We start from the raw sequence: 16,044 nt of genomic DNA, 5'->3' as shown, positions 1-16,044 counted from the left end.
TGTCGGCACAATGCCAAGGAGATCGGCGAGGCGGGCCCCTCCTCCGCCTGCCGGGACCTTCTCCCCGCAAACGGGGCGAACGGAGATAGCCTCGCCCTCCCCGTTTCTCGCCTGCCTCTCGCATGGCACGTCCCCTCGCCCCGTTTACGCTAGGGCATATACACATCTCCCAAGGCCCACCCGTCGGGGTTAGGGTGAGGGGCAGCTTTCGACGTTAACCGGACTGATCGGCATCCATGTCGTCTCGTGGCATTCCACCCCGCCAGAATCAGTGGTAACCCTTTCATCTGATATGGTTTCCAAGGTCATGACGTGTTTCGGTTTCCCCTCTTCATCCTGGTCACGCTGATCGTCGCCTTCGGCGGCGGGATCATGATTTCGCTTTATGCGCTGGATGCCACACAGGGTTTCGGGGCGATCAAGCTCGGCGCCTGGGAGGCTTTTCCGGCGTTGCAGACGGTCGAGGCCGATCCTTATGCCAAGTCGCACCGCGCGCGCGCCGGCAAACTGCTTTATGGCAGCGCCGAAGGCCTGACCTTTACGGCGAGCGTCGACGATGATGGCGCGCGGCTGAATGCCGGTTGCCGCTACCGCATCAGCGGGCAGACGCCGCCTGCCCGGCTCTGGACCCTGTTTACCGCCGACAATGGCGGCAATCCGGCGGCGGTGACGACCGGACATCCGGCAGCGCTCAATTCCTGGACGGTGCTGCGCCAGCCGGACAGCAGCTTCTCGATCGAAATCTCAGCCGTCGCGCAGCCGGGCAACTGGCTGGCCTTGCCAGAGGCCGGCACCTTCCGGCTTGTGCTGACGCTGTTCGACACGCCGACCGCCGGCAGTTCCGGGGTGATCGACCTTGCCATGCCGAAGCTCACCAAGACCGGATGCGGCAATGCTTAGGATATTCTTCGCCATCCTGACCGGCCTTTTCGGCGCCGCGCTGCTGCACCTCGTCATCATCCTTTCGCTGCCGCATTTCACCGGCAAGGATGCGGCGACCCGTGTAGAGGCGGAGGGTGACCTGAATAATTTCACCCTGCTCGGCGGCCGATATGACGAGGCAGGCCTTGCCAATGGCGACCCCTTCGTGCGCACCGCCGTCTGCTCCTTCGACGTCGAAGATGCGCCGGTGCATTTCACTGCCAAGGGCAATGTGCCCTTCTGGTCGATCGCGATCTACGACAGCGCCTCCAACGAGGTCTTCAGCATGAACGACAGGACCTCTGTCGGCGGCGCGCTCGATGTGCTGGCAGGCGGTCCGATCCAGCTGACCGACCTGCGCAAGAACCTGCCGCAGGAATTGCAGCAGGCGATTCTGGTGGAGATGGCCCGACCGGACGGCTACGCCGTGCTGCGGACGCTGGCGCCGCAGGCAAGTTTCGATGAGGCAGCGCGGAACTTCCTGACGGAAGCCGGCTGCGAGCAATTCATCGCCCGCTAAGGTTGAGCAGGCGTCACTTCGTGTTGACGCGCGGCGCGGGCGCCGGCACGCGCCTGGGGCTCTCGGCCAGCCGCTCGTAGCGGACGCCGGTGAACCATAGGATCTTGGCTTCGCGGGGTTGTTTGTCCGGGCGACGCGGCGCCCGCGGCTGCCAATCCGCCAATGCGACTACTATTGCCATTCTCGTCTCCATGCACTGCCCGAGACGGATGAACTTGCGATGGATTTCACCCTGCCCGCCAATGTGCGAGCCAGCGCGTCCTGCAGTGCCGGAGTGACCGGACCGAGGGCATTCGCGCCTTTCCCACGGCACCTGATTGAAATACCGTGATCAGGACTTTCAACGATCCACACACTCAAATCGCGTCGTTCCTAGCCGAATTGAGACAGATGTCAGTTAACAGCTTACTAATGTTCGGTGGACGCCAAACACAGTTCACGTTACTTCCTCTCTAACGCGCGAAGAGATGATTTGGTTTCACCCGCCCACGCAGAGACACGGCTTGGCATCGATGTATAAAATTAGAAACAATTCATATGGTTGGCATGAACACCGGCAGGTTACTCGGCCGGAAATGCATACTGTTGCAAAAATACTTCATGAAAATATTTAATTGCGACCGATTCGGATGCGCGTATGGTTCAATCGTCGATCACACGTTTCCGGGCACCGGTCGATCGCGGATATTGCGCGCTCTTGCCGGAATGCGGAGGGCCGGCGATGTCTTTGCTGGTGAATTCATCTTTCTCGCCTGAGGATCTCGACGTGTTGCGCGGTGCACTCGATGCCTGGTGCGCGGAACGGCGCATCGACGTCAAGAGCGTCGAGGCGCAGTTTGCGGCATCCGCAGCCCTCGACCTTTATCAGGCCGGTCACGACAGCCGCGAAACCCTGCTGCACGCGCTACGCGATCGCAGGGCCGCCTGAACTTTCCCCCCGTCACCAGCGATGAGCAATCGCTGCAACGCCTTTTCAAATCGGCATTGTTGGACTGCCGGCCGATGATGTCGCGACACGTCACGCGTGTATAATTCCGTCAAATTTTAATAAAATCTTCAGCATGCATTAACCGTACCGGTGTAGGATTTGTTCATAACCCATGTGGTCCGACATGCGTTCCGCCAGCGCATATCGGCCCGTGGTTCCCCTTGGTTCGGCGTTTTCGGGGTGTTCTTGTGCGTGACCGGTTTCGAGACCTAGAGGGCCCATTGGCCGTCAGGAAAAAGGACGTGGTATTGATGGCGACTGTCAGCAGTTTTGAGAACCTGTCTCATCCGACACGGTCCGAACTGCGCCAATTCGCCGAGCTTTTCATGCCGCTATTCCAGGCCTCCTCCGATGAGGCCAAGCGCCAAGCGGTCGCGGCGCTCTCCCAATGCGCAAACATGCCGGCAGCCGTGGCGCTGTTCATCGGCAACCAGCCGATCGAGATCGCAGCCCCTTTTCTTGCCGCCTCCAAGGCAATTGCCGACGACACGCTGATTACCATCGCGCGCACGCAGGGTGCAGCGCATGTCAGGGCGATCGTCAGCCGCGATTCACTCTCGCCGAAGGTCATCGATGCGCTGGTGGCGCTGCGCCAGAGCCAACCGCGGCCGGCGGCCGCGCCAGCGCCAATCACAGAAGCGCAGACGGTTGCGCTTTCGCCGGCGCCGACCGAGACCACTGAGGCGGAGGCGCTACAGGGGCAGAGGATTGCCAATGAGGAGGCGCTGCGCGAGCGTATCCTCGGTCTTGCCGGTCATCTCGGCCGGGCCGACGAGGACAGGCTCGGCCTGCGCACGCTCACCGATATTCAGGAGGCTTTGCTGGTACGCTTCGCCCGCTCGCGCGAGGCGACGCATTTCGCAACCGCGCTTGCCGATGCGCTGTCGGCCAGCCGCTGGCTTGCCGAGCGCATCATGCTCGATCTTTCCGGCCAACAGCTCGCGACGACGCTGACGAGCCTCGGCATGGGCTTTCTGGACGCCGTCTTCGTACTCGAGAAGCTCTATCCACACCTTGCCGAACAGCAGCACAACGTCACACGCGGCTGGATGGTGCTCGATGCGCTCGATCCAGAAGAATGCCACGAACGTGTGGACGCCTGGCGCCGCGCCGATCGCTACACCTATAAGCCCGAAGTGGCTAATGCGCCGGCGCTCCAGGAAACGGAAAACCACCGCTTCATCCGACAGTCACCGCCGCAACGCGACTTGCGTGTCCTCGGACGGCGATCGCGCTGAGCTGACAGCCTCGGTCATTCGGCTCGGCTGTCAGCCATCTTTTGCAAGCGGGAGCATGTCTCCCAATTCCTCCGCCTCCAGCTCGACGATCCAGAGATCGGGGTCGAACCTGCGTTCGCGCTCCAGCATGGCACGCACCGCTTCCGGATCGCTGCGCGACAGGCGGATTTCGAACAGCCGGTCGCCGGCCTCGCTCTCGCCGAAGGCGGTCTGCGGCGCTGGCGCATAGAGCGTTTCCAGGCCATCGCGGAAGTGCTGGAGGATGAAGATCGCACCCGCCTCCTCCGCACCCTTCTTTTCGACGGCGGCAAAATCGCCGCTGGCGAAGACGCGGCGCAGGAGTGCGGAAACGAAGATGTCGGCGCGTAATCTCATCGGGGCGGTATAGACCGGGGCGCGGACGGCGGCAATGCGGCGATCGCCGCAATTGGCGGTGTTCCAGACAACATCGCCAGGCCCCTGAGGCTGCGAGAGTTTCCGGTCATGGTAAGGGCGGTTTCGAGTTTAAATCGCGCCGATTTCCTTGAGTTTTTTCAGAACCGCCTGGTTTGGCTCGCCATCTTCGAGCAGGTTGTAGTGCTTCTGGAAATGGCGGATGGCCGCGCGGGTCTGCTCGCCGGCGACGCCGTCGACGCCGACATTGGCATAGGCCATGTTGGAAAGACCCTTCTGGATCTTCAGCACCAGGTCGACATTGGTGATTTCGCTTGATGGAACCTGCTTTGCGGATGACGAAGCGGTTCTGACGGTCTTCTCGGCGCTGCGGATCGCCGCTGCCACCGGGTCTTCCGCCGCCGCCTTCGAGCTCACATCCTCGGGCGGCTTTTCCGCGGGCACGGTCGATGGGCCGGCGGCATCGGTCTTCAGCGCCGCCAGTACCCCGGGTGTCGGATCGCCGGTCTGGACCATGCCGACGGTTTCCTCGAAGAACAGGATGGCCGCACTGGTGCGGGGGCCGATGACGCCGTCGGGTATGCCGTTATAGAGGCCACGGCGCACCAGCTGCTGTTGGATGTCCATGACAAGTTGGTTCGGCTGCTGGCCGGGCGCGGCAGGCGCCGGCGTTGCGTTGGTGGTGGTCGCGGTATCCTCCGGCCGTTCGATCCGGAAGGTGGTGACGTCGCCCTGCTGCTCCTCGGCTGGGCGGCGGGCGCCGAGCACATTTGGAGACTGCGGATCGCGGGTGCGGAAAATCGGATGCGGATGCAGGCCCGGCTGATACCAGAGCGCGTTGGCGGCGACGAAGGAGAAGATGACGACGAAGGTGATCGTGCCGCCGGCAACCGAAGGATTGCGGCCGATGACGCCGCCGAGCACGGATGCGCCCTGCAGGCTGAGACCGCCCAGGGCGGCGGCACCTGACATCAGGAGGCCCGGCTGCTGCCGTCCCCTTTTTCCCTTAGGCGATTTTCGCTTGCGCGCGGCCATCGAAACGCCCCTCCCCCAGTTCTGCACCTGTATGGACCGCGCCCTTCAGCCGCGGCGGGAACTCGACAGTCGCGCCATGACCGGCGTCTTCGGCGCACACGGCGCCCGAGCCGTCCACCGCGATCTCGATGGTGATGATCGTGCCTTCGCCGGGCTGGCTGGCGATGGCGAAATGCCCGCCATGCAGCGCCACCAGCCCCTTGACCAGGGAAAGACCAAGGCCGGTGCCTTCGAAGCGGCGGGTATAGTCGTTCTGGATCTGGACGAAGGGCTGGCCGAGCAATGCCAGCTTGTCGGCAGCAATACCGATGCCGGTATCGCTGACCGTTAGCTTGAGGATGCCGTCGCGCGCCGCCGCATCGACCGAGACGACGCCGCCTGCCTCGGTGAACTTGATGGCATTGCCGACGAGATTGATCAGGATCTGCTGGATGGCGCGCTGATCGGCGACGATCTCGCCGAGACCGCGCTGGATACGGCTGGTCAGCGTCAGGCCCTTGGTCTTGGCCTGCAATGCCAGCATCGATTCGCAGGATTTGACCGAGCTTGATATATCGAAGGCATCGAGGATCAGCTCGTAACGGCCGGCTTCGATCTTGCTCATGTCGAGCATGGTGTTGACGACGGACAAGAGGTGCGCGCCGGATTCGCGCACAAGGCCGACATATTCGCGCTGGCGATCGTTTTCGAACTTGCCGAAATATTCTCCGATCAGGATGTCGGAAAAACCGAGAATAGCGTTCAGCGGCGTGCGCAGCTCGTGGCTGACGGCGGCGAGGAAGCGCGATTTGGCGTCGTTTGCCGATTCGGCATCGGCGACGCGGTTTTGAGCCTCGGCACGCAGCTGCTGTTCGACGGAGACATCGTGCAACTGGGCAATGACAGCGGCAAGTTCGCCATCGGCGTCGCGCCGGGCCGTCATGTCCATTCTGAGATAAGCGAACTGGCGTTGATCACGCGCGACCGAGGGGCGGTCGATGCGCAGATCGACGCATTGAGCATCCTCGCCCCGGCGCAGGCCATCGAGCGCCTGCAGGAAAAGGATGCGGTCGGAGACATGCACCTGTTCCAGGAAACCCCTGCCCTTGGGATCGCGCATCCAGGCGAGAAAATCGCGCCGGTCACGGCCGCCGACAGTCGCCACGCTGCCATGCGGGTCGAGGAAGAAGACGAGGCCGGGGGTGGCGGCAAGGAAGAAATCCTCGGCCGATTGCGTCGCGATACCGGCGGATGAGCCCTGACGGGCGAGCGCGATGCTGCCGACGGCGGAAAAGAGAAAGGCAGCGCAGACCATGGCGACACCTGCCGGCAAGGCGACGGCCGGACTGGTGACCGCCGAGAGGCCGACAGGAGCGGCAATAAGAGCGGCCGATGAGAACAGCACGAGGCGGCGCAGGATCGCGAGCTCGCGTTGGCGCACGGCTTCGCCGCCGCCCGTCCGGGAGAGCCAGCTTGTCGCCGCCCGGTCTACGAGGGCCGTCACCCAGCCGCCAATGTTACTCAATACACGCACGCAATACCCGCCCGAAAGGCTGTCTATCGATCCGGACAATAGGCCTTGGCGACTTAAAGAAAGGCTAAGGCAAAAGCGCTGTTCACAGCCCGAAACCCCCGAAATTCCCGTTTTGAAGCATCTGGAAGGCTCTTTGCCTTTTGTGGTTAATAGCAGGTAAGCGACGGATTTTCCTCATATTTCAGCATTGCATTAACTCCTGTGGCAAGGCGAGCCGGCAAAAGCCCTGCAATTGCAAGCAGGTGCTGCCCTGATGCTTAACGGCGATCGCTCGCATTCGACTAAAATGTCCGTCAAATACCGTTCGCTAAAATTTGAACTAAATTTGCCGCAAATGCCCGTGAGTTTCGAAAAGCGGCGTTCGCAACTTGGCGGTAGGGTGAAAACACACCGGACAACCGGCCTGATTCGGCGACAAGAACCGGACGGGAAAACAGGATGGGCAACGACAATGTGGTTTCTGATCAAAGGATCCTTCTGGTTTGGCCTTGTGCTCGTGCTTCTTTCCGTCTTCAGCACGGAGAGTTCCGACAAGCTCGCCAACGGCCCGCAATTGCAGCTTTCCGACGCGTTTACGGCGGCAAGCGGCGCCTATGACTATCTCACAGGCATGTGCTCGGAAAAGCCCGAGGTCTGCGCCAAGGGCGCCGAAACCGCCACGGCGCTCGGCTACCGGGCCCGTGAAGGCGCTCGCGTCGCCTACGAACTTCTCGACAGCCAGTTAAAGGACGAGGCGCCGGCGACCGCAAAGCGCGCCGAACCGCAGGTGCCGGTGGCGCTCAACATGCCTTCGCTGGCCGCACCTGCAATCCAGGAAAAGCTGCGTGAGGCAAAGGCCGCGCTGAACCAGCCGATGCCTTACCGGCCGCCGGTCGAGGATGACGCCTCTGCCGAGACCGTTGTCACCGGCGCGATCCCGCTACCCACGCCGAAGCCGGCGATCTGATTTTTCTGAACTTGCATCGGTGGTCCGCATGACGCGGAAATGCCCCATGCCTGACGTGCCTGCCCTGTTTAATTCAGCATGTTGCTGCGCCGTGAGGATGCCCATCCCTCGCGGCGTTTCTTTTTATCTTTGTGTACGCAATTCCGGACGAAAAACCGCTTCGCACTTTTCCCGGAATTGCTTTAACGGTTCAAATCCGCCGATCTTTCACCTATATGCACATCTAGAGCATTTCCTGACGCATTCCGGACCCGAACCGCTGCGCAGCTTTGTTGGAATTGCTTGAATCGTGAAAGGCTTCTCCATGGCATCCCTCGACCAGATCATCGACGACTTCGCCTTCCTGGACGATTGGGAAGACCGTTACCGCTATGTCATCGAACTCGGCAAGGCGCTGCCCGACCTGGCCGAGGAGAAGCGTACGTCCGAAAACAAGGTAATGGGCTGCGCCAGCCAGGTGTGGCTGGTGACGCATACGACAGGCGATCCCGACAACCCGGTGATGAGCTTCGAGGGTGATTCGGACGCCCATATCGTGCGCGGCCTCGTCGCCATCGTGCTCGCCACCTATTCCGGCAAGACGGCATCCGAGATCGCCGGGCTCGATGCCTTCGAGATTTTCTCGAAGATCGGTCTGGTGGAGAACCTGTCGTCACAGCGCTCGAACGGACTGCGGTCGATGGTCAACAGGATCCGGGAAGAAGCAACGATTCGCGCCGCGGCTTGAAGTGTTTGACGGGCTTTGCCAGATCCCGGGCCAAGCGTTCGCACAGCGCCGGCTCAGCGGATCAGTATATTAACACTTGCTGATAGTACAGGAATACAGTCTGCGGCCGCCAGCGAAGCATAGAGCAGCGCCCCCGCCTCGAGCGCATACAGAAAAGCCGGGCACAAGACCCGGCTTTTGTCGTTGGTGGCTTTCGAAAAAGCTCAGCCGCGGCCGCGCTTGCGGCGCTGACCCAGGCCCATCTCCTTTGCCAGGCGCGAACGCGCTTCGGCATAAGCGGGCGCTACCATCGGGTAGTCGGTCGGCAGGTCCCACTTCTCGCGGTAGTCTTCCGGCGAGAGGCTGTGATGCGTCATCAGGTGACGCTTGAGGGACTTGAAGTTGCCGCCGCATTCCAGACACGTGATCTGCTCGTCCTGTACGGACTTGCGGACAGAGACTGCAGGCTTCTGTTTTTCGACGATGGCCGCAGCAGGCTGCGGTACGGACGTGTTGCTCAGTGCCGAATGCACGTCGGAAATCAGATTTGCCAAGTCGCTGACCGGGACAACATGGTTGCTGACATAAGCCGCGACGATGTCGGCCGTCAGTTCCACAAGCAGCTCCGGCGCATTGCCGGTCGCCATTTCCGTCATATTTTTTCTCCTGTTAGCATGCTCAAACGGCCTTTGACTGTTACGTCAAAGACCCGCCTCGTAGAAGCGAACAGCAAAAGCACATGACCGACCTTCTGTTTCGAAAAACGCGAAATCCACCCCTAGATTCCGAAGAGCGAGACCTGTTCTTATACTGCCTGACTGCAAACCACTACGTCATGCCCCAGGCGATGGCCGCAGTTTAGACATAAAAAATCAAAACTGAGGGACTTGGAAGCAGTACGATTGTAACTCACAATCAGAACTCTACTTGCATTTTCAAATAGCATCGTTTGGCCAAAAGGCCAATTATTATTTGTCGTTTTTCTTGAGAAAAAATGACAGATGAAGAATTAAGGCACCCACGGGCAAGCTTTACTCACAGGTTCCTGTGCATAAGTTTTGCATAAATCTGGTAAAGCAGCGCACAGCATAGGCTCAGCGCTTGTGCATATCGTCGCGGACCGAAACAGCCCCGAGCTCATATCCCGAGAGGTGGGCGGCTCTGGCCAACAGATGGGCAGAGACCGGCGCCGTCAGCAACAGGAAGACGAAGCCGGCAATGGCGCGGACGAGAATCGCCAGGTCCTGCGAATAGAGACCGGCGGCAAGGAGCAGCAGCCCGGCGCCGACGGTACCCACCTTCGAGGCCGCGTGCATGCGGGTATAGAGATCGGGCAGCCTGACCAGGCCGATCGCCGCCGAAAGAGCAAAAAACGCACCGGCGATCAGCAGCAGAGCGACAATGGCAGCCAGAATATAATCGATCATCGCTTCTTTCCTCCCGCATGACGCCCTTTCGCGCCGGTCTTTACCGGAGAGGCAGATGCCGGCGATTTGATGTTGCCGCGCGACAGCACGAATCGGGCGAAGGCGACCGTCGCCAGGAAGCCGACGAGGCCGAGCGAGATGGCGATATCGATATAGAGCGAAAAGCCTGTTTTGATCGCGATGACGGCGATGAAACCGATAGCGATGCCCGTCAGCATATCGAGGGCGAGGATGCGATCCGGCAATGTCGGGCCGGCAACGACGCGCCAGACCGTCAGAATCGACGCCAGGCCGAGGATGACAAGGGCAGCCGAGGATGCGACCGCGATAATGGCGGCAGGTGTGATCACCGGAAAGCCTCCATGATCTTGCGTTCGAAACCATTGGCGATATCCCGCCTGGTTGTCTCGGGATCGGAGCAATCGAGCGCGTGGACATAGAGCGTGCGGCGATCGGTGGAGACATCGACCGAAAGCGTGCCGGGTGTCAGGGTGATGAGGTTTGCGAGCAAAGTGATCTCGAAATCACTCGTCACCGTCAGAGGGAAGGCGAAGATGCCCGGCTTCACTTTCATATCAGGCGAGAGGATGGTGAGCGTGACTTTCCAAGCCGACAACGACAATTCCTTCAGGAACAGAGCGGCGAGCGAGAGCACCAGACGAGCGCGGCGCAGATATCCCGTGCCGCCGAAAGGTTCGCGGATGACGGCCAGCGCCAGGGCGCCAAGCAGGAAGCCGAAGACGAGATTGTGCAGCGAGCCGCTACCGGTAACGGCGACCCAGGCAATGGCAAGCAGCAGGTTGAAGAGAAAGGCGATCACCGCGCGTCTCCGGGGAAGACCGAATGGAGATAGGCCGCTGGATCGGCAAGACCGGCAGCGGCCGATTGCGACAGCGCCAGCAGCTGTTCCGGCAGGATGCCGAAGCCGATGGTGAGCGCCGTTAATGCCGCCAGTGGCAGGCCGGTGCGCCATCTGGCCTCGGACGGCATCAGTTCTACCGGCGCCGGGCGCCAATAGGCGAGCAGGAAGAGGCGGCCGAAGGCGATCGTCGTTAGAAAACCGCCGACGAGGATTACGGCCGCCAGCCACCAGTCACCGAGATCGAGCGAGGCCTTGACGAGAATGACCTTCGGCCAGAAGCCGGAAAAAGGCGGTAGGCCGCAGGCGGCAAGGAAGAGAACGAGGGAGAGCGCGGCGAAGGCGCCGCTCTGCCGATAGAGCCCGCCGAGCTCGGACAGTAAAAAGCCACCGCCACGCCGAGCGATCTCGCCGGCAGCCAGATAAAGCGCCGTCATCAGAACCATGGAATGGAGCGCATAGAAGACCGCGCCGCTGACGCCGTCAATGCCACCGCCTGGGCCGCCGCCGGGGCCACCAAGGGCGACGCCGGCGAGCATGTTGCCGATGCCCGAGATGACGACATAGCCGAACAGCCTGCGGATATCGTTTTCGGCAAGGGCGCCGAGAGCGCCGACGACAATGGTCGCGGCGGCGGCAAGCGCGATCACCAGGCTCAATTCCTGTCGCTCTACCGGCAGCAGCATGACCATCACCCGGATCAGTGCGTAGATCCCGACCTTGGTGAGTAGGCCGGCAAACAGCGCGGAGACCACGATACGCGGCGTATGGTAGGCGGCGGGCAGCCAGAAATTAACCGGGAAGGCTGCCGCCTTCATGCCGAAGGCGAGCAGGAAGAGGCTGGCCAGGGTCATCAGCGGCGCGGTACCGCGCAATTCCTTCGCCCTTGCCGCGATATCGGCCATGTTGAGCGTACCGAAGGCAGCATAGAGGATGCCGACGCCAATCAGGAACAGCGTCGTGGCGATGAGGTTCAGCACCGCATATTTCAGCGCGCCGTCGATCTGTTGACGTTCGGAGCCAAGGATGATCAGCCCGAAAGAAGAGATCAGCAGAACTTCGAACCAGACATAGAGATTGAAAACATCGCCAGTGAGAAAGGCGCCGCTGACACCGGCCATCAGCAACATGAGCAGCGGAAAGAAACCGTACCGCCGGCCACTTTCGCCGATATCGGCAAGCGCATAGATGCCGGCGGCAAGCGCCACAAGGGCTGCGGTGAAGGCCATCAGCGCACCAAGGAGATCGACAGTGAAGGCGATGCCGAAGGGCGGCAGCCAGCGGCCCATGACCATGGTGAGCGGCCCTTCGGCCGAAACCTTGGCGAGCAACGCCGCATCGATCAGTGCCAGCATCGCAAGGCCTGAGATGGCGAGCCATGCCTGCAGGCGGGGATGGTTGCGCAGCATCAGCAGAACAGCACCCAGCGTGATGCAATGGGCGACCGGCAGGATCACCAGCCAATGGCCGATGGGAACCGGGGCGGTGATCAGGGCGGCGGCGAGATCGACGGTGGAGGTGGGAGCGGCCATCAGGTACGGCCCTCGGCATCGCAGGGGGCGTACCGTGGCGCACCCCCCTCTGCCCTGCCGGGCACCTCCCCCACAAGGAGGGAGATCGGCATGCGGAAGCGGCTTCTCCAAATTATGCCGCCCTGGCCGCGGGAGACGTATTGTCGCCTGGTCTGAGGTTGCCATGATACGCGAGACCTGGCCCCCAGCCGATCTCCCCCCTTGTGGGGGAGATGCTCGGCAGGGCTGAGGGGGGTAATCACCGACACCGACATCCGCCTCAATACCCCAATGGCGGCAGCGGCCGGTCGTCGGGCTCGGCGGCGCGCATTTCGCTGGTGTCGTCGGTGCCGAGGTCCTGATAGGCGCGGTAAGTCAGCACCAGCAGGAAGGCGAGGAAGGAGAAGGAGATGACGATCGCCGTCAGGATGAGGGCCTGCGGCAGCGGGTTGGCCGTGCCGGCAGGCAAGGCGTCGAGACCGGCCGGGATGATTGGCGGCACGCCACGCGTCAGCCGGCCGCCGGTAAAGAGCAGAAGGTTGACGGCATTGCCGAGGATGGCGATGCCGAGCATGATGCTGATCGTGAATTTCGACAGCATCAGATAGATGGCTGCGGCGAAGAACAGGCCGACGAGGATCGCCAGAAGCGGTTCCATCATTCCATCTCCTTTTCTTCCAACGCCACTTCCTTTTCTTCCAATGTCAGGGCGATCGAGGTGATGGCGCCGAGCACGACGAGATAGACGCCGATGTCGAAGAGCATGACGCTCGACAGCGGCACTTCGAGACCGAAGAGGTTCGGATAGATCCAGAGGCCGGTCATGAAGGGAACGGCGAAGAGAATGGAGAGAAGACCTGCTACCGTCGACAGCAGCAGGCCGAAGCCGGCGAGCGACAGCGGATGGAAAAACAGCGCGCGGCGAACGGCGGCAACCCCGCGGGCAATGCCATAGATTGCCAGTCCCGAGGCGGCGATCAGCCCACCAATGAAGCCGCCGCCCGGCTCGTTGTGGCCGCGCAGCAGCACGAAGACCGAAAATAGCAGCATCAATGCGGTGAGGAACGGAGCAACCGTGCGGAAAATCAGGGTGTTCATCAGCCCTCTGTCTCCACCGCAGGGTCATTGGCCGCAAGTTTGCGCTCGGTGCCGGCGCGGATGCGGATCAGTGCAAGGATGGCTAGGCCGGTGACGGCGACGACGGCGATTTCGCCGAGCGTGTCGGTGCCGCGGAAATCGACGATGATGACGTTGACGACATTGGCGCCGTGGGCAATCGTTTTCGAATAGGCGTTGAAGAATACCGTCAGCGCGTCGTTGAACGGCACCTGGGTCGCCCGCAGCAGCAGAAGCGTGAAGCCGAGGCCGCAAATGAGTGCAAGCGCACCATCGAAGACCCTGCGACCGAGCGGGCGCCCGTCGGCCGGCAAAAGACGGAGCCTGGTCATGACCAGGGCGAGAATGACCACCGACAGAGTTTCGACCATGAACTGGGTGAAGGACAGATCCGGCGCGCCGAACAGCAGGAAAATGATGGCGACGGCAAAACCCTGGATGCCGAGCGAGACGATCGCCGTCAGCCGGTCGCGGGCAACGAGCACGGCGGCAAGGCCGAAGGCGGCAATCAGCAAAACCGCCCATTCATAAAGCTCGACATCGGCCGGCCAGGCGGGAGGGTGCGGCAGCTCACCGTAGACGATAGGGGGAATGATGAGGATGGCGGCGACTGAGAGGAAGGTGCAGGCAACATAGGTCTGCAGCCGCCCCGGCTGGAGAACACGCATGGTGCGGGCGGCGAAGCGAACAAGGCCGGATATGGCAAGGTCGAAACCGTGATCCGGGCCGCTCCCGGCGGCGCGCAGGAAGACAACCATCAAAAAGCGGGCGCGATCGAGCTGCCAATAGACGCCGATACCAAGCAGCGCGGTCAGGGCGGAGAGCGCCAACGGCCCGCCGAGATGCGGCGTCAGCGAAATGTCGATCTCTACAGGGTCCTGACGGATGGCGGCGGCGATGGAAGAGGACAGGACGGCGTGAGTGAAGTCTGAAAAGATCGCGCCAAGAAAGCCGAGGGAGGCGAGAACGGCCGGGCCGAGCCAGAGCAGCACAGGCGCTTCGTGCGGATGGTTCGGCGTTTCCGCCGGTTGGCCGAGAAAGGGTTTCAGCGATACCGCGAAGGCGACGGCGAACATCAGCGCGTTGCCGAAAACGGTGATTGCGGTGAAGGTCAGCGCGCGGACATCGCCGCCGACCAGGGCCGTATAGATCTCCTCCTTGGCGAGGAAGCCGAAGAATGGCGGCAGACCGGCCATGGAGAACGCCGCCGCAAGCGCAATTACCCATGTCAGCGGCATCGCCCGCATCAGGCCGCGGAGCCTGGTGATATCACGTGTGCCGGTCTCGTGATCGATGATTCCGGCGACCATGAAGAGCGCGCCCTTGAACAGCGAATGCGCCACCAGATAGAGCGCCGCCGCCTCCACCGCATGTTCGGAGCCAAACCCGATCAGCATGACGAGCAGGCCAAGCGAAGAGACGGTGGTATAGGCGAGCTTGAGCTTCAGGTCCGTCTGGCGGATGGCAAGCGCGGTGCCGACCAACAGCGTCAGCCCGCCGAAGAAGGGCAGAAGGATTTCCCAGGCCGGCGTCGCCCCCATGACCGGGTTGAGCCGCATCAGCAGATAGACGCCGGCTTTCACCATGGTGGCCGAATGCAGGTAGGCAGACACCGGCGTCGGCGCCTCCATGGCGTTCGGCAGCCAGAAATGAAAGGGAAACTGCGCCGACTTGGTGAAGGCGCCGCCAAGGACCAGGATGAGAATGGCGAGATAGAGCGGGCTTTCGCGCACGGCATCGCCAAATCCCATAAGCTGCGACATCTGCGTGACGCCTGAGATGTTCCAGAGCAGCAGCAGGCCGGCCAGCAGGCAGAGCCCTCCCCCGCCGGTCACCACCAGCGCCTGCAGGGCGGCGCGGCGAGCCGCCTTACGCTCGTGATCGAAGCCGATCAGCAGGAAGGAGGTGATCGATGTCAGTTCCCAGAAGATGAAGAGCATCAGGAAACTGTCGGAAACGACGACGCCAAGCATGGCGCCCATGAACAGAAAGATGAAGGAGAAGAAGCGGCCTTGATCCTTGTGTCCCTTGAGATAACCGCCAGCATATAGCACGATCAGGGTGCCGATGCCGGTGATCAGCAGCGCGAAAGCCAGCGACAGGCCATCGAGGAACCAGGAGAAGGAGAGATTGTAGCTCGGCACCCAGGAATAGCCGCCGGTGACGACCTCGCCGCGCGCAACCTCGGGAACGAAACGCAGGAAATGCAGGAAGGCGAGCAACGGAGCGATCGCCAGGAGCCAGGCGCCGTTAGCGCCGAAGATGCGGATGACGAAGGGGGCGGCAAGAGCGCCGGCGAGCGGCAGACACAGGGCCAAAAATGTCAGAGCCGTGACATCGGCCATGTCTCCTCCTCTACCAGCAACAGACGAAAGCCGGAGAAAACCGGCTGCCCTCTGACTTAGGCGAAATGGTAGAGCGTCTCAAGCAATTTCGATCGGAGGGCGAAGGGGCGCAGCGATGGTGATGGATCAGGCCGCCGATCGAGAACGGCGCGTCAGCAGCCGGGCGACGAAACCGTGCAGGATGAAGATCAGCAGCGTTAGCGGCCAAAGCAGGCAGGCGAAAAGCCCGGCGAGACGATGGAGCGTCAAGCCGTCATGGTTGGCCCAGCCTTCCAACAGCGTGACCGCCAAGGCGGCCACGGCTACGAGGCCGTAGAGCAGGACGATTGCTGCTTCAAACACCAGTGATCCCCAATGCACGTAACATTAACCCTAACAGAAACTCCCTAACGGATGTAAAAGCAAGCGTCTTCCCCCAATTGCGGTATGCGGCCAATCTCACGGCACGCCGCTGTAGACTTGATGAACTGACGACGGCACACCACATTTCTCGCGAAACGGAACCGCCCCTCGGCGAAAGGAGCAT

Annotated in this window: 19 protein-coding genes; 6 read left to right on the top strand and 13 right to left on the bottom strand. The window is 61.7% G+C overall.

Features of this window, described 5'->3' with window-relative positions; translation table 11 throughout:
• The first annotated feature begins 312 nt into the window (after positions 1-312).
• Both HJB89_RS08610 and HJB89_RS08605 read left to right on the top strand, forming a co-directional pair.
• Positions 313-900: a DUF1214 domain-containing protein gene (locus HJB89_RS08610; protein WP_207583520.1), complete on the top strand. Its 588-nt coding sequence runs from the start codon at positions 313-315 to the stop codon at positions 898-900.
• The gene (locus HJB89_RS08605; RefSeq protein WP_207583519.1) at positions 893-1,441 is read left to right on the top strand and encodes a DUF1254 domain-containing protein; all 549 of its coding nucleotides are present in this window, start codon (positions 893-895) and stop codon (positions 1,439-1,441) included. Before HJB89_RS08610 ends, HJB89_RS08605 begins: the two co-directional genes overlap by 8 nt.
• A gap of 13 nt (positions 1,442-1,454) precedes the next feature.
• Here HJB89_RS08605 and HJB89_RS08600 read toward each other — a convergent pair whose 3' ends face one another.
• On the bottom strand, positions 1,455-1,622 hold the full coding sequence (locus HJB89_RS08600; RefSeq protein WP_207583518.1) for a hypothetical protein: 168 nt from the start codon (positions 1,620-1,622) through the stop codon (positions 1,455-1,457).
• A gap of 540 nt (positions 1,623-2,162) precedes the next feature.
• Between HJB89_RS08600 and HJB89_RS08595 the strand changes: the two genes are divergently transcribed.
• Together HJB89_RS08595 and HJB89_RS08590 are read left to right on the top strand one after the other, a co-directional pair.
• A complete protein-coding gene (locus HJB89_RS08595) occupies positions 2,163-2,369 on the top strand; it encodes a hypothetical protein (protein WP_207583517.1) in 207 nt (68 codons plus the stop codon).
• Positions 2,370-2,617: 248 nt separating this feature from the next.
• Positions 2,618-3,667, top strand: coding sequence for a DUF2336 domain-containing protein (locus HJB89_RS08590; RefSeq protein ID WP_207583516.1), 1,050 nt, complete (start codon positions 2,618-2,620; stop codon positions 3,665-3,667).
• A gap of 30 nt (positions 3,668-3,697) precedes the next feature.
• On the opposite strand, the gene HJB89_RS08585 is transcribed toward HJB89_RS08590, so the two are convergent.
• From HJB89_RS08585 to HJB89_RS08575, 3 genes are all read right to left on the bottom strand, one after another.
• Positions 3,698-4,042 carry a DUF1491 family protein gene (locus HJB89_RS08585; RefSeq protein ID WP_207583515.1) on the bottom strand — a complete coding sequence of 115 codons (345 nt, stop codon included), beginning with the start codon at positions 4,040-4,042 and terminating at the stop codon, positions 3,698-3,700.
• Positions 4,043-4,171: 129 nt separating this feature from the next.
• A complete protein-coding gene (locus HJB89_RS08580; RefSeq protein ID WP_207583514.1) occupies positions 4,172-5,095 on the bottom strand; it encodes a peptidoglycan-binding domain-containing protein in 924 nt (307 codons plus the stop codon).
• Positions 5,067-6,608, bottom strand: a complete 1,542-nt coding sequence (locus HJB89_RS08575) for a HAMP domain-containing sensor histidine kinase (RefSeq protein WP_207583513.1) — start codon at positions 6,606-6,608, stop codon at positions 5,067-5,069. Before HJB89_RS08575 ends, HJB89_RS08580 begins: the two co-directional genes overlap by 29 nt.
• A 451-nt stretch (positions 6,609-7,059) precedes the next feature.
• Between HJB89_RS08575 and HJB89_RS08570 the strand changes: the two genes are divergently transcribed.
• Positions 7,060-7,554 carry a DUF5330 domain-containing protein gene (locus HJB89_RS08570; protein WP_207583512.1) on the top strand — a complete coding sequence of 165 codons (495 nt, stop codon included), beginning with the start codon at positions 7,060-7,062 and terminating at the stop codon, positions 7,552-7,554.
• A 304-nt stretch (positions 7,555-7,858) separates the two neighbouring features.
• A complete protein-coding gene (locus tag HJB89_RS08565; RefSeq protein WP_207583511.1) occupies positions 7,859-8,281 on the top strand; it encodes a SufE family protein in 423 nt (140 codons plus the stop codon).
• A 203-nt stretch (positions 8,282-8,484) separates the two neighbouring features.
• On the opposite strand, the gene HJB89_RS08560 is transcribed toward HJB89_RS08565, so the two are convergent.
• From HJB89_RS08560 to HJB89_RS08520, 9 genes are all read right to left on the bottom strand, one after another.
• On the bottom strand, positions 8,485-8,916 hold the full coding sequence (locus HJB89_RS08560; RefSeq protein WP_007626776.1) for a MucR family transcriptional regulator: 432 nt from the start codon (positions 8,914-8,916) through the stop codon (positions 8,485-8,487).
• Between the two features lie 438 nt (positions 8,917-9,354).
• Positions 9,355-9,687: a monovalent cation/H(+) antiporter subunit G gene (gene mnhG, locus HJB89_RS08555; protein ID WP_207583510.1), complete on the bottom strand. Its 333-nt coding sequence runs from the start codon at positions 9,685-9,687 to the stop codon at positions 9,355-9,357.
• Positions 9,684-10,037: a cation:proton antiporter gene (locus HJB89_RS08550; RefSeq protein WP_207583509.1), complete on the bottom strand. Its 354-nt coding sequence runs from the start codon at positions 10,035-10,037 to the stop codon at positions 9,684-9,686. The genes mnhG and HJB89_RS08550 overlap by 4 nt, the downstream gene beginning before the upstream one ends.
• On the bottom strand, positions 10,034-10,507 hold the full coding sequence (locus HJB89_RS08545; RefSeq protein ID WP_221149588.1) for a Na+/H+ antiporter subunit E: 474 nt from the start codon (positions 10,505-10,507) through the stop codon (positions 10,034-10,036). The genes HJB89_RS08550 and HJB89_RS08545 overlap by 4 nt, the downstream gene beginning before the upstream one ends.
• Complete coding sequence (locus tag HJB89_RS08540; RefSeq protein WP_221149586.1) at positions 10,504-12,078, bottom strand: Na+/H+ antiporter subunit D; 1,575 nt, start codon at positions 12,076-12,078, stop codon at positions 10,504-10,506. Before HJB89_RS08540 ends, HJB89_RS08545 begins: the two co-directional genes overlap by 4 nt.
• A 259-nt stretch (positions 12,079-12,337) precedes the next feature.
• Positions 12,338-12,715: a Na+/H+ antiporter subunit C gene (locus HJB89_RS08535; RefSeq protein ID WP_221149698.1), complete on the bottom strand. Its 378-nt coding sequence runs from the start codon at positions 12,713-12,715 to the stop codon at positions 12,338-12,340.
• Positions 12,715-13,155, bottom strand: a complete 441-nt coding sequence (locus tag HJB89_RS08530) for a Na(+)/H(+) antiporter subunit B (RefSeq protein ID WP_221115335.1) — start codon at positions 13,153-13,155, stop codon at positions 12,715-12,717. Before HJB89_RS08530 ends, HJB89_RS08535 begins: the two co-directional genes overlap by 1 nt.
• Complete coding sequence (locus HJB89_RS08525) at positions 13,155-15,518, bottom strand: putative monovalent cation/H+ antiporter subunit A (protein WP_221149584.1); 2,364 nt, start codon at positions 15,516-15,518, stop codon at positions 13,155-13,157. Before HJB89_RS08525 ends, HJB89_RS08530 begins: the two co-directional genes overlap by 1 nt.
• Positions 15,519-15,644: 126 nt before the next feature.
• A complete protein-coding gene (locus tag HJB89_RS08520; RefSeq protein WP_207583503.1) occupies positions 15,645-15,860 on the bottom strand; it encodes a hypothetical protein in 216 nt (71 codons plus the stop codon).
• Positions 15,861-16,044: the final 184 nt, after the last annotated feature.

Origin of the sequence: Rhizobium sp. NZLR8, assembly GCF_019685025.1 — a bacterium.
GTDB lineage: Bacteria > Pseudomonadota > Alphaproteobacteria > Rhizobiales > Rhizobiaceae > Rhizobium.
The sequence above is the reverse complement of the archived record's forward strand: the minus strand, read 5'-3'. Positions and strand labels throughout refer to the sequence as shown.

What these genes read in the sequence shown, in the direction of transcription:
- HJB89_RS08605 (WP_207583519.1), top strand. Translation starts at nt 893, where the DNA reads ATGCTTAGGATATTCTTCGCCATCCTGACCGGCCTTTTCGGCGCCGCG.
- HJB89_RS08600 (WP_207583518.1), bottom strand. Translation starts at nt 1,622, where the DNA reads ATGGCAATAGTAGTCGCATTGGCGGATTGGCAGCCGCGGGCGCCGCGT.
- HJB89_RS08595 (WP_207583517.1), top strand. Translation starts at nt 2,163, where the DNA reads ATGTCTTTGCTGGTGAATTCATCTTTCTCGCCTGAGGATCTCGACGTG.
- HJB89_RS08585 (WP_207583515.1), bottom strand. Translation starts at nt 4,042, where the DNA reads ATGAGATTACGCGCCGACATCTTCGTTTCCGCACTCCTGCGCCGCGTC.
- HJB89_RS08580 (WP_207583514.1), bottom strand. Translation starts at nt 5,095, where the DNA reads ATGGCCGCGCGCAAGCGAAAATCGCCTAAGGGAAAAAGGGGACGGCAG.
- HJB89_RS08570 (WP_207583512.1), top strand. Translation starts at nt 7,060, where the DNA reads ATGTGGTTTCTGATCAAAGGATCCTTCTGGTTTGGCCTTGTGCTCGTG.
- HJB89_RS08565 (WP_207583511.1), top strand. Translation starts at nt 7,859, where the DNA reads ATGGCATCCCTCGACCAGATCATCGACGACTTCGCCTTCCTGGACGAT.
- HJB89_RS08560 (WP_007626776.1), bottom strand. Translation starts at nt 8,916, where the DNA reads ATGACGGAAATGGCGACCGGCAATGCGCCGGAGCTGCTTGTGGAACTG.
- mnhG (WP_207583510.1), bottom strand. Translation starts at nt 9,687, where the DNA reads ATGATCGATTATATTCTGGCTGCCATTGTCGCTCTGCTGCTGATCGCC.
- HJB89_RS08540 (WP_221149586.1), bottom strand. Translation starts at nt 12,078, where the DNA reads ATGGCCGCTCCCACCTCCACCGTCGATCTCGCCGCCGCCCTGATCACC.
- HJB89_RS08535 (WP_221149698.1), bottom strand. Translation starts at nt 12,715, where the DNA reads ATGGAACCGCTTCTGGCGATCCTCGTCGGCCTGTTCTTCGCCGCAGCC.
- HJB89_RS08530 (WP_221115335.1), bottom strand. Translation starts at nt 13,155, where the DNA reads ATGAACACCCTGATTTTCCGCACGGTTGCTCCGTTCCTCACCGCATTG.
- HJB89_RS08525 (WP_221149584.1), bottom strand. Translation starts at nt 15,518, where the DNA reads ATGGCCGATGTCACGGCTCTGACATTTTTGGCCCTGTGTCTGCCGCTC.